12 protein-coding genes are annotated in these 11,840 nt (G+C 45.8%); 9 read left to right on the forward strand and 3 right to left on the reverse strand.

Features of this window, described 5'->3' with window-relative positions:
* Position 1: 1 nt before the first annotated feature.
* A complete protein-coding gene (locus L2755_RS16910) occupies positions 2-661 on the reverse strand; it encodes a 7-cyano-7-deazaguanine/7-aminomethyl-7-deazaguanine transporter (protein ID WP_248981852.1) in 660 nt (219 codons plus the stop codon).
* A 207-nt stretch (positions 662-868) separates the two neighbouring features.
* Complete coding sequence (locus L2755_RS16915) at positions 869-2,227, reverse strand: isochorismate synthase (protein ID WP_428847809.1); 1,359 nt, start codon at positions 2,225-2,227, stop codon at positions 869-871.
* Positions 2,228-2,667: 440 nt separating this feature from the next.
* Between L2755_RS16915 and L2755_RS16920 the strand changes: the two genes are divergently transcribed.
* From L2755_RS16920 to L2755_RS16955, 8 genes are all read left to right on the forward strand, one after another.
* Positions 2,668-4,695, forward strand: coding sequence for a TonB-dependent receptor plug domain-containing protein (locus L2755_RS16920; RefSeq protein ID WP_248981853.1), 2,028 nt, complete (start codon positions 2,668-2,670; stop codon positions 4,693-4,695).
* 17 nt (positions 4,696-4,712) lie between these two features.
* Positions 4,713-6,080 carry an ATP-binding cassette domain-containing protein gene (locus tag L2755_RS16925; RefSeq protein ID WP_248981854.1) on the forward strand — a complete coding sequence of 456 codons (1,368 nt, stop codon included), beginning with the start codon at positions 4,713-4,715 and terminating at the stop codon, positions 6,078-6,080.
* A complete protein-coding gene (locus tag L2755_RS16930) occupies positions 6,070-6,756 on the forward strand; it encodes an energy-coupling factor transporter transmembrane component T (RefSeq protein WP_248981855.1) in 687 nt (228 codons plus the stop codon). The genes L2755_RS16925 and L2755_RS16930 overlap by 11 nt, the downstream gene beginning before the upstream one ends.
* A complete protein-coding gene (locus L2755_RS16935) occupies positions 6,753-7,298 on the forward strand; it encodes a core component of ECF transporter (RefSeq protein ID WP_248981856.1) in 546 nt (181 codons plus the stop codon). Before L2755_RS16930 ends, L2755_RS16935 begins: the two co-directional genes overlap by 4 nt.
* Before the next feature lie 40 nt (positions 7,299-7,338).
* Positions 7,339-8,097 carry a DNA-binding protein gene (locus L2755_RS16940; protein ID WP_248981857.1) on the forward strand — a complete coding sequence of 253 codons (759 nt, stop codon included), beginning with the start codon at positions 7,339-7,341 and terminating at the stop codon, positions 8,095-8,097.
* Between the two features lie 8 nt (positions 8,098-8,105).
* Positions 8,106-8,330, forward strand: coding sequence for a hypothetical protein (locus L2755_RS16945; RefSeq protein ID WP_248981858.1), 225 nt, complete (start codon positions 8,106-8,108; stop codon positions 8,328-8,330).
* Positions 8,331-8,592: 262 nt separating this feature from the next.
* Positions 8,593-9,789, forward strand: coding sequence for a cyclic di-GMP phosphodiesterase (locus tag L2755_RS16950; RefSeq protein ID WP_248981859.1), 1,197 nt, complete (start codon positions 8,593-8,595; stop codon positions 9,787-9,789).
* A 175-nt stretch (positions 9,790-9,964) separates the two neighbouring features.
* Complete coding sequence (locus tag L2755_RS16955) at positions 9,965-10,114, forward strand: hypothetical protein (RefSeq protein ID WP_248981860.1); 150 nt, start codon at positions 9,965-9,967, stop codon at positions 10,112-10,114.
* Positions 10,115-10,139: 25 nt separating this feature from the next.
* Here the strand turns inward: L2755_RS16955 and L2755_RS16960 are convergent, their stop codons facing one another.
* Positions 10,140-11,072 carry a YeiH family protein gene (locus L2755_RS16960; protein WP_248981861.1) on the reverse strand — a complete coding sequence of 311 codons (933 nt, stop codon included), beginning with the start codon at positions 11,070-11,072 and terminating at the stop codon, positions 10,140-10,142.
* 340 nt (positions 11,073-11,412) lie between these two features.
* On the opposite strand from L2755_RS16960, the gene L2755_RS16965 reads away from it, so the two are divergent.
* Positions 11,413-11,721: a hypothetical protein gene (locus L2755_RS16965; RefSeq protein ID WP_248981862.1), complete on the forward strand. Its 309-nt coding sequence runs from the start codon at positions 11,413-11,415 to the stop codon at positions 11,719-11,721.
* Positions 11,722-11,840: the final 119 nt, after the last annotated feature.

Consider the following 11,840-nt stretch of genomic DNA (forward strand, 5'->3'; position numbering starts at 1 on the left):
GTTATACCAAGGTTTTGCGACCAGTCTCTTGTAAAATCTTATCCTGTAGCACTTTTAGCAGTAGGCCATAAGCCGGTAAAAATAGACCGAGGCTAACGATTAATTTAAAGCCATAATCAACCGTCGCAATCTCTGGCCAGTTGGCTGCCATAAAGCTATCGGTTGAGGCGTAAAATGCCAGAGAGAAAAATACAATCGTATCAACAAGGTTGCCTATAATGGTTGAGGCTGACGGGGCAACCCACCAAGATTGTGTTTGTCTTAACTTGGAAAATACAAAGATATCCATAAGCTGACCGATGAGGTAGGCGGCAAAGCTTGCAAAGGCGATACGAAATACAAAACTGTTGAACTCTAGTAAGGCGGCAGCACCTTGAAAGCTCCCTTGATGGAACACCACCCCCATTAAGTAAGAGATAATTAGCGCAGGTAACATGGCGAGAAAGATTATCTTTCTCGCGGCCTGTTGACCAAAAATCCTGACGGTGAGATCGGTTGCAAGGTAAACAAATGGAAAGCTAAAAGCGCCCCATGTGGTATGCAGTTCGAAGATCTGAAAGGGTAATTGCACCAAGTAATTACTGGCGCAAATAATAACAATATGAAAAACGGCTAAAAGCAGTAACGCGCGGCGAACCTGCGTCGGAGATAACATCAACATCTTGTGGCCTTTTTTAATTAATCGGGCGGGGTGAGGGAACCCGCAATAGCGATAAGCGCTATAATTTTACAATTTTTGGTTAGTTAACCCATAATCGGGGCGGCAAATTATAGAGAAGAATTTTGACAGAGCAAGCAGAAAAGTCGTATAGCGGCTAATTTCCCGCCACACTCGTTGCTAACTATTTGAATTTTAGTTTAGTAGGGGCTATAACTCAGTCAATATTGATAAAATGGTGGTCAGCTTGTTTTCAAGCTCAGTCCATTCTTCATCTGGTTCTGATCCGGCAACAATACCCGCACCGGCAAATAAGTTGATGCGTCCAGGCTCAATTAGGGCACTACGGATAGCCACTGCAAACTCACTTTCATACTTATTAAAGTAACCACAAGCACCGGCATACCAACCTCTAACATAACCCTCTTGTTGACGAATAAAGTTCATTGCAGGTTCTTTTGGTAGTCCGCCTACAGCTGGGGTCGGATGTAGTGCTTGGATTAGTTGAAAGTCATCAACACCCGCTTTCAATTCGGCTCTAATCGAGCGGTGCAGGTGTTGAATATGGCTTAACTTAAATATAGTCGGTAGTTCTTCAGCCCCAACATAATGGCTTAGTGGGCCGAGTACATCGACAATCTGCTGTCTAACTAACTGATTTTCATGGCTGTTTTTAGTGTCGTCGAGCAACTCTTGTGCGAGTGCCTTGTCTTGCTCTTCATTTATGCCTCTTACCGTGGTACCAGCAAGTGCTTCGGTAAACAGCTCTCGCTGTCTACGTCGATACAGGCGCTCAGGCGTACAAGAAATAAAGGCACTTTCAGGGGTAAATTGAAAACCAAATTGAAAACTAGTGGGGTTTCTTCCCTGCCAGCACGCCAGTAGCATCCATGGATCAATCGGCTCATTAATCTCAAGTTGAGTTTGACGCGATAGCACCACCTTTGGGGTGTCTTCAATAAAATTTGGATGGGTAACTTGATTAACGAGTTCGTTCCAGCGATAACGATCAGGCTTATCGCTGCGACCCATTAACGCCACTTTATTGGGTGGTGTCAGTGGCTTAGGCTTATCCAACGCTGCAATAGCTTGCACTGCAATAGCAATCTCTTCTTCGAGGCTATTCTCTGTAAAGTTAAGATTGACTAGTAGCTTATACTCACTACCACTGCGGCGTAATTCTATGCGAGGCAGGATGAAGCGCGCCTTGCCAAACTCTGGCCAACTTTCATTTTTTCGGTCAAAAGCAACGCCACCGTAATAACGTACGTCTTGATTGTTAGTGAGTGCGCGTTGTTTTTGGTACTCAACAGACATTTCCAGATCGTCAACATCATCACCGAAAAAGAAATCCTTACAGCTGCCAATGGCGGCGACTTCCTCTTCAGTGTCACGTCCTTTCCAATAGACTTTAGGACAAGTCGATTGTGCTGCTAGCCAAGCAATAACAGGGATCGCAGAAATCGTCACCGACAGCTGAATGATAGGGTCGCTGTGTGGTTGAAGAGTATAGGATGTGAGCTTGTCAGTTAAAGACGTAATCGCGTGAGACAGCAAGGGGGCGGCCAATAAATACTCCAAATAGCATTTCGTATGGGTAGTTATGGAAAGTTTTGAGGAGTGGACCTCTACTTTTTAATTAACCCAGTTTCAAATTGATAATAAGAATCTTTACACAAAGTAATATCCAGTGGGTAGAGTGTCAAGTCGGTTGCTCTTCTGCTGTGAGCTATCACTGACTATTTAATCATCATGCTTTAGTTTTGCACTCTGCATATCCCTTGACTGGTGAGATAAAGATCTCAGCTTGTTCATTTTATGGGATCTAGTGCGCCTTTTTGTCTGTCATATGATTTCTGGTGGTCAAAATGTCGCGTTGGCTATTGCTGCTCCTTTCCATTTGTTCGAATAAGTCGATCTAGGTCGTTATTCGTCCTTCTTTAGCTTGTGCGCAGCGGTGCACTTTCTGACAATAGGCGCTAACAATGTCGTTAGGATGATGAAAACCAATGAGAAACAACAATAAAACCCTAAAAATGTCTTCGATTGCGCTGGCACTGAGTTTGAGCTATCAAGTGCAAGCCGATGACATGGAGCGGGACCCTATTTTGAATGTGACCGAAGTTATTGTGGTTCATGGAGAGAAAGCAGCAGTAACAGAAGCCGCAACAACTCATTGGCGCCTTAATGAAGACGAAATCAAGGCTTCTGGCGCTCAGAGCCTAGATCAGTTGCTAAAAAATGTGCCGGGGCTATATGTTCGTGTTGGCGGCCAGGGCACTCCGCGTGTCGATGTTCGTGGTTTTAAGGCGCGACATGTTATCTACCTAATTAACGGTGTGCCAGCGAATGGTGCTGAAGATGGTCAGTTTGACCCAAGCTTAATTCCCGCAAGTCAGATTGGCTCTGTCGAAGTTTCTGTTGGACCAACATCAGTACTCTATGGCCCAGGCGGAGCTGGTGGTGTGATTAACATCATTACCAAGCAGGGCGAAGATGCTCCTCGTTTATCTGGGCGCTTAGAAGCGGCGCAAGATCATACCTTTAACGGTGATATCAGCGCAGCAGGCAGCGGTGATAACTGGCAAGGATTGATTAACTACAGCCGACAGCAAACCGACGGCTGGCCGATGTCGAGTGATTACGACGATACTGAGTATCAGCAAGGCGATGTGCGAGAGAATGCCGATAAAACCTTAGACAACTTTTATGCCCAGGGCAGCTATCTTCTAAGTGAAAATACTCAATTGATGGCAAATATGAGTTTTCGTCAAGGGGAATGGGGTAAACCGAGCCGAGATGGTAGCGGCTCTGGCACTGCAAAATTCGAACGGGTTGATGACTATCAAGCTAAAACATTCCAATTGGGGCTAGCGCATAAATTCAATTCAATGTTCACCCTGCGTGGTTTTGCTTATCACAATCAGAGTGATGTTTTAGAAATCCAGTACAAAGATGATAGCTACCAAGTGATAAAAGCCCAGCAAGATGGCCGCTCTACCGTAGAGGGGGGAAACCTACAGTTTATCTCCAATTTTGACCAAGCGGGTATTTTGACCACGGCAATCATTGCTGAAAAACAGAGTTGGCAATCCCGCGCCATAACCAGCAGTAGCAAGGATAAGAACAAGAGTGGCGGCGGAAATGGCGGTGGTAATGGAGGAGGTAACGGCGGTGGAAGCGGTGACAGTAGCGATAGCTTCGAAGATTCTGCTTGGTTATACACTGCCGCGTTAGAGTATCAATACCAAGGTGACAATTACGGCGTCACAGTGGGGGGCGCTTTTCATGACCAGGACCGACTCACGGAAACTGAAACTGATTACTCGGGTCAGTTATCAGGCTATTGGCAAGCACTAGAGCATACTCGTATCAATATGGGGATCGCTCGCAAGGTTCGCTTCCCCTCTATGCGCAATCTCTATGCACAATCCTCTGGCAATGCCGATCTACAAGCTGAAGTGTCACAGCACTTGGAGTTAGGTCTGCTGCAAGATATTGGCTACTCAACAGAGCTCAATATTGCCGGCTACTATACCGATGCTGAGGACTATATTGCGAAAGATCTAACCAGCGTTTATCAAAATATGGGCGATTACAATTTTAAGGGGGTCGATCTGCAACTGCAGAATAATAGTGTTGATGATCTCTCGATGACCTTCTCTTATAGCTTTTTAGATACCGAAGATAAATCAGCAAGCGATTCGATGCAGACCCTAGAGCATCGACCACGTCATCAGCTTCGTTTTCAAGCGCAATATCAACTGCCTTTTGCAATGCGGATAAATCTTAATGCCGAACGCATCATGGACCAGATCTACTACGCGCAACAAAAAGTGGCGGGCGAAAAAGTGTTAGTTGAGCAATCACTAGGGGATTACACCTTAGTTGATATTAACCTTGTGCAACCCTTGCTCGATGACCAGCTTGAGCTTTACCTTAGAGCCACCAATCTGCTCGATGAAAATTACTATCAAAGTGAATCTCTACCCCAGGCCGGTCGCCAAGTGTTTATCGGCGTTAATTGGCAGATCTAAGCAGCGGGAGCATATAGATGAATCTAATCGAGCTGAAAGGGATCCAATTTGGCTATGACACTCAGCAAGTGGCGATCTTGGATGACCTCCACTTGTCAGTCAATCATGGAGAGTGCCACTGCATCAGTGGCGCAACGGGTTGCGGTAAATCCAGCTTGTTGCACCTTATTGCGGGGGAATTATCGAGACCCCTTGACGGTGAGATGATTCGGCACCCTGCACTGATGGTGGGCTTGGTTATGCAAGACCCAAATGTGCAGCTGTTGCGCCAAAGTGTGGGGGCTGAGATCGCTTTTGCGCTGGAGAATCTCGGCACTCCCTCGGCACAAATGCTAGAAAAAGTGCAGCAATCGCTCAGACGGGTAGGTTTGTATATCAGCATCGACACCCCTGTTGAGATGTTGTCTCTGGGGCAAAAATACCGCTTGATGTTGGCGGCGCAGCTAGTGTTTGAGCCCAATTTACTGCTGCTCGACGAACCCTGGACTCAGTTAGATAACCACGGCGTGCAAGAGCTGTATTTTGTGCTTAAAAACTTACTTAGCGATGGTGTTGCAATCGTGATGGTGGAGCATAAACCGCAAGCTTTTGGCAAGCTGGTTTCTCACCTGTGGCAGTTAGATAGGGGCAAATTGCTGGCTGGTCTGTATTTGCCATCAGTGCCCCATGGGCACAAACTCAATATTGCAGACACGATTGAAATAGGGACCGCTGCAGAAGAGAGAGTCCGTATTGCGCCACATCGTTTTCAATTTGCTCGCCGAGACATCTTGTTCCGCTGCGCCAACACCTTAACTATTAGTGGGGGGGAGATGGTCGCCCTCGTCGGGGATAACGGCAGCGGGAAAAGTAGTTTATTAAAGGCCCTTGCAGGGATCCAAGCTGATATCGGCCAACTGCCATTATCGGTACTTGGCAAACGCCCTAAGCTGGGGATATACGGGGCAAATGTCTGTCTGTTACTGCAAAGACCCAGTCGGCAATTGTTTGAACAGACGGTGTTGAGCGAAATGCAATTTAGCTTACGCCGATTCCAGCTGCCGCTTGCTCGCGCCGAGCGTATGTTAACTGAGCTTGGGTTAACGCATTTAGCGGCAGCATCGCCACACAAATTGAGCTACGGACAACAACATATTATCGCCCTGGCTTCGTTGGCGTGCTTAAAGCCTAAAGTGTTGCTGCTTGATGACCCTTTTGCTGGGCTAGATAGTGTGCATTGCGAGAAAGTGTGGCAACTGCTACTGCAGTTACGTCACCAAGGCAGTGCCATCTTGCTGACCAGTCACCGAGAAGTGCCATTGGATGATGTGGATCGCGTCTGGCATATCGAAGCGGGATTCTTACAGGATAAGTCGCAGTCAATGGTGCTGGTCGATGCGAGTTAAGCCTCGAAGAGGGTTTGTCGCTGGAAAATGGCATCGTTTAGGGGGCGTTGTAAGTGAAACCCACGCTTGTGCACTGGCTTTGTTATTGAGCATATTGCTCTCTAGCGCAGCATTTCTACTGCCGAGCAGTGTGCTGTGGGTATTGGTGACAATTAATGCTGGCTTGATTGCTCATGGATTGCTGCTTAAGAAAAAGATAGCTGTGTTACTTCGCTTAGCGGCAGTGCAGTTTGTCACCACCATGGGGCTTTACTCTCTGTTCCATGGCGAGAGCCAACTACTAGAAGGCGCCATAGTGGTGCTTAGAGTGTTGTTGGCAATGTTACCGGGTTGGTGGCTTTCGAGTACTCAACGTCCTGAGCGGCTTGGCGAGGTATTAAGTTGGGGCTTACCGCATCAATGGGCATTTGTCATTGCAGCGTCACTCAGCTTGTTGCCTTTTATGTCACGAGAGTTGCAAGAGATCTACCAGATCCAATGTATGCGCGGCGCAAGGATCACCCCTAAAGCGCTGCGTAATCCAAAGAATTGGCCAGAATTTATTTACTGTGTGCTATTTCCACTGCTGATCCAGTTATTGAAGCTTTCCAAGCAGATGGCTATCTCGGCCAAGCTGCGCCATTTCGGCGACGCTGCTAAAGCAACACATTGGCCATCAACAAGAGACCATAAATGAAACCTCATTTCGAATTGCAAGATGCACTATTTATCGGATTTTGCGCCACTTTACTGGTGGTGTTAAAAAGCATGTTACGGCTCAAGCTAGGGCTAAGCGGTCACTCAATGTTTTTGATGACCTTTTTTTACTTACTTTGCTATGGCGCTGTCGGCCGAGTGGGTTGTATCACAGCTTGTGGATTGCTTGCCGGTATCGTCGCCATGATGCTCAGTGTCGGCAAAGGCGGCCCGCTTATCCTGCTTAAGTTCGGCCTGCCGGCGATTGCAATGGATCTTGCCCTATTGATGATTGCAGGTGTGTTCAAGCTGCGCTGGCAATGCGTGATAGTGGCGTTAGTCGGTTGTCTTGCTTGGGCGAGCAAAGGTTGGGTTGAAAATATGCTCGCAGGTATGACGCAGCAAATTGCATTAACTAAATTTGCGCTTAACTTTGTCCAAGGAGGAGTGTTTGCCGTCGGCGCAGCACTCATTGTCCCCACCGTACTCAGGCGGTTGCAGTCACATGACTTATTGCGAGACCACCACAAAAACTACAAGTAACGAAAAGCCATTGAAATATGATTACATCTTAGGAGCATAAATGAAAAGTTGGCTGATCTGCATCGATGACACAGACGATATTGGTACTAAAGGTACGGGTGAGATAGCGCAAGAGATAGTAAGCTTATTGGTACTGGAACACCAGAAAACCGAGGAATACAACGACCCATGTTTGGTCACTCGACATCAACTCTTTGTTCATCCTGATATTCCCTACACATCGCATAACAGTGCCATGTGCTTTCGGTTTGAAACCCATGTTGATTTTGCAACAATCAAGCAAATATGTGTGGGGCACTTATTGAGTGAGTCGGCAGAGGCTGCCGATCCGGGGCTGGCGATTTTAGATATGACATCGGTGTATGACATTAACGCCCTGATTGCTTTTGGTCAGTCAGCAAAAGAGGCGGTTAAAACTAAACGGCAAGCTTATGAGCTAGCAGCTGAATTAGCCATTGATTTAACGGAGCATGGCGGCACAGGGCAAGGCGTTATTGGGGCGTTAGCGGGACTCGGTCTGCGTTTAAGTGGTCAAGACGGACGGGTAAAAGGGCAGCTGGAGTTCGAGGATTATGGTGATGGTTCTAGCGAATTGGAGTTGAGTGTTGCAGATATTCTATCGATGAGCTCGCTGCAAGCAGTGCTGAGTGACAGTGGTGATGTGTTGTCGATGGATGAGCGCGTATTGCTGAGTGGCAAAGTCAAAGCTGTTTATCGTCAGCATATGTTTGCTTTGTTAGTCACCCAGCGCGGAAATGGATGGGGGAATGCATCGAAACAAACCCTTAAAGCATATTAGGGATGAGCATGGAAAAATGGTTTACCTATATTGATGGCGTGTGGCAATTTAACTTTGGCACTGAAGCGTACCTCGCCTCACATGAGGCTGCAGAGCAATGCAGCTTCTTTTTGGAAGACGATGAGGATGAGCAGGTCGATGACCATTTACGGTCGTGCTACAACTGCCTTTATCGTCGTTGGCGCCCGGAGGGGTTCGATTGCTACAAAAAACGCCGCATTGGTAAGACATAATATTTTTCATTTCACTGTTTGATATATACGCTGTTAAGTGCTTGTGTTCTACTTTCATCATTATCTTGTAATAACCGAGTATTTTAGTTGGCCTTAGCTATGGCGATTTGTCAGCGCTCGGAATAGAATGTCCGCCTCTACCGAGAATAAAAATAGTGAGCTGAGTGCATATTCAGTAACATAAAACTAATAGTCGAGTAGATAATACGGTATTTTTATGTTGCCGCTTTGAACGTTATATCATCCGGGGACGAAAGAGATAATGGGTGATTCAAGTGAGTCAAAAGACCTAATTAAAATACCGGTCGCTAAATTAGGCGTGGGTATGTTTGTCGAGTCTATCGACAACACCAAAGGACGAGTGAGTATTGCCAGCGCAGGTCAGATCCGCAGCAAGGAAGCTATTGCCAAATTGCTTCACTGCGGCACGACTCATGCGTGGGTTAATGCTGAGCGCTCATCGGCTGATTGTGGTCTAAATCGACCCAATGTAAAGCCTACCAAAATAGCTAAACCTGTAGCCAAAAGAGTCAGCACGAACCGTGTTGCCACTCAACATAAAGCAAAAGAATTAATGGTTGAGGCAAAAGATCTCATCCAAAAAGTGCTATCTGAAACCTTCGAGGGCAAAGCCGTAGAGGTCGAGCCTTTTGAAGCGCTTGCCGACAATATGATTGAATCGGTACTGCTTGATGCCGACGCGTTAAAATGTGTATCGGCGCTGCGCTCAAAAGATGCTTACCTGCTAGAACATTCCATCAACGTGGCATTTTTGCTAATCACCTTTGGTCGATATCTCAAATTTGATACTGACATGCTGCGGGATCTCGCCGTTGGCGGTATTTTGCATGATATCGGCAAAATAAAAGTCGATAGTGCGATTCTAAACAAGCCTGGTAAGTTAACAGCAGAAGAGTTTGAGCATGTTAAATTACATCAAACCTATGCTATTGAGATAATGAACAACACCGCAGGCCTATCGCAGGTGAGTATCGATATCAGCTTAATGCACCACGAAAAACTGGACGGTAAAGGTTACCCACGTGGACTTAAGGGCGACGAGATCCCTATTCATGGTCGTATAAGCTGCATAGTCGATATCTTCGATGCGTTAACGGCCACCCGCTGCTATAAAGAGGCGATGAGTCCTGCTGCAGCCTTTAAAATCTTACTGAGCCTAACGCCATGCCATTTAGATCAGGCACTGGTATACGAGTTTATTCGTTGTGTTGGGGTTTACCCCGTTGGCTCATTGGTAGAGTTATCCGATGGCCGAGTCGGTATTGTGTGGGAGTCTAAAAACCGCGATGCGCTGCATCCAAAGGTGAAGTGTTTTTATTCCAATAAACATAAGCTCTACACTGGAGTGACTATAGTTGATCTGCTTAAATCTGATCTGAATATCGAAAAAGGGATCTCGCCGAGTAGCTTAGAGATAGATCCAAGCCCTTTTTACTAAGGGATGACTTAACTATCCTCACTGGATGAGCAGATGCTGAATTCCATTGCCATTATAAGTAAAAGATATAGCCTTAGCTGAAAAGGCTATTAATTAGTAATAAAGAATATTGGCAGAAATCACATTCCTCCCCAATAATTGCGATTCAAATCGATCGCTTATTGGGGGAGTTAGTATGAATAAAGGGTTAATTTTACTGTGTTGCCTAGTCTTTATTAGTGCCTCACTCCTGACGTCTGGATTGACGAGAGCACTTATCGATCTCGGTGCCTTTAGCGGCTTGCTGTGGATTGTATTTCGTCACAAAAATCCTATGCAAGACTAATCTCTTAAGGCTTAAGTCATAGGAGTTAATAGAGAATATAGCCTAACGAACTTATGCCAATAGCAAGCCATAGTAGTAAACCAAGAATCAGTGGTTTAGGACCTGTGGCCTTCATCTTCTTCACAGTGATCCCCGCACCAATTAAGAACAAGCACACCACCAACAAGCGCTTCGACGCCTCAAATGCTACCTCATAAAAGGGTTCTCCCTGAGGGAGCCAATAAGCTATTGAGATCGTTAAGCAATAGAAACCAATAAAATAGGGGATGGTAATTTTTTTCTTATCACCGCTAAAAAGCATCGAGCTTATTAGCGCCACGGGAACGATCCATAATGCTCTGGCTAACTTAATCGTGGTGGCGGTGGTCAGCGCTTCACTGCCATAAGCAGATGCAGCGCCCACAACCGAAGAGGTATCATGGATCGCTATCGCGCTCCATACGCCAAAGTCATGTTGAGACATTGACAGCCCATGGCCTATCGCAGGGAATAGAAATAAAGCCACAGAGTTAAGCATAAACACCGTCGCCAGCGCCACTGCCGCTTGTTCGCTATTGGCTCTAATGGCTGGCGCCACAGCGGCAATAGCGCTACCGCCACAAATGGCGGTACCAGCAGCGATTAGGTGACCCGTTTTAGCATCAAACTTAAGTGCACGGGTCAAGGTAAAACCAAGCAGCAAGGTGACAATGATAGAGCCGATAATTAAGGGGAAATTTTCCAAGCTAACCGCGATTGCGGTATCTAGATGAATACCGAAACCTAGGCCAACGATAGAGTAGGCCAGCAGCTTTTTAGTTAACTTGGCTAATGGGATTTGACTGGGCACCCAGCCAATACTCGCGAGGGTAAACCCAAGCATTAGCGCGATTGGCGATGAGATAACTGGCAGTAAACAGAGCAAGGCAATGATGATGAAAAGTGCTGTTTGTTTACGGTCTTGTGGCAGTCTTGTCATGTCAGTGCGCGATGCTATTTAGCGGTAAATGAGCTGCTGATTATAGCGTTAGATTACCTTTAGATAAATTAAATACTACTGACTATTACCTTCAATAAAATTGACCCAATATTGGCAGCTTAATTTAAAAATGGTGATTCATCCGCAAAGAGACCACGGTTATGTCTCATTTCTACTCAATGTCGCGATAAACTTTCAATCATTTACATTGCTTGACTGTAGATTACTTTGTTTTCACAGAGAATGAACATCATTAACAGGATGTGTAATAACCGACATCATTAGAGATACTTAGTTGTTGTGCCTTTTCCGCAGTAGCGTACCCACAAGGTTTTATTTAGTGTTTAAGATCATAGTAGTTTGTATATGTTGCCTTTTAACGGGTTGTACTTTTTTTGGGGGTAAACATGCTGTAAACGAACAGCAGTTGTACTACCGGATTAATGAAGCTTATGATTTTGAAGTGACCCATTGTGATAGTTTTGCTATGGCTCGAGGTCGGGGAACAAACGAGTTTGCATTGCGTGATGCCAAAAACCAAGCGATGAAATACGGGGAAGAGATTGGTGGTACTCATATCGTATGGATACATGTTGATGAAGGTGAGGTGACAAAAGTCGTCGCTGTGGTTTACAAATGCCTGCAATAATATCTTATGGTTTTATTCCCTAACTATGAAATTTAAGGTTCCTCCTAGGCCACTGCTGATAAGAGTAGTTTGGCTATGCAATGCCCTTTAAAACAAAATCTGGCTATAGGTGCTATAGC

This window comes from Shewanella abyssi (genome assembly GCF_023284025.1).
Lineage (GTDB): Bacteria > Pseudomonadota > Gammaproteobacteria > Enterobacterales > Shewanellaceae > Shewanella > Shewanella abyssi.

Excerpts from the sequence above, each read along its gene's own strand:
- L2755_RS16910 (WP_248981852.1), bottom strand. The coding sequence starts at position 661 with ATGTTGATGTTATCTCCGACGCAGGTTCGCCGCGCGTTACTGCTTTTA.
- L2755_RS16920 (WP_248981853.1), top strand. The coding sequence starts at position 2,668 with ATGAGAAACAACAATAAAACCCTAAAAATGTCTTCGATTGCGCTGGCA.
- L2755_RS16925 (WP_248981854.1), top strand. The coding sequence starts at position 4,713 with ATGAATCTAATCGAGCTGAAAGGGATCCAATTTGGCTATGACACTCAG.
- L2755_RS16930 (WP_248981855.1), top strand. The coding sequence starts at position 6,070 with ATGCGAGTTAAGCCTCGAAGAGGGTTTGTCGCTGGAAAATGGCATCGT.
- L2755_RS16935 (WP_248981856.1), top strand. The coding sequence starts at position 6,753 with ATGAAACCTCATTTCGAATTGCAAGATGCACTATTTATCGGATTTTGC.
- L2755_RS16940 (WP_248981857.1), top strand. The coding sequence starts at position 7,339 with ATGAAAAGTTGGCTGATCTGCATCGATGACACAGACGATATTGGTACT.
- L2755_RS16945 (WP_248981858.1), top strand. The coding sequence starts at position 8,106 with ATGGAAAAATGGTTTACCTATATTGATGGCGTGTGGCAATTTAACTTT.
- L2755_RS16950 (WP_248981859.1), top strand. The coding sequence starts at position 8,593 with ATGGGTGATTCAAGTGAGTCAAAAGACCTAATTAAAATACCGGTCGCT.
- L2755_RS16955 (WP_248981860.1), top strand. The coding sequence starts at position 9,965 with ATGAATAAAGGGTTAATTTTACTGTGTTGCCTAGTCTTTATTAGTGCC.
- L2755_RS16960 (WP_248981861.1), bottom strand. The coding sequence starts at position 11,072 with ATGACAAGACTGCCACAAGACCGTAAACAAACAGCACTTTTCATCATC.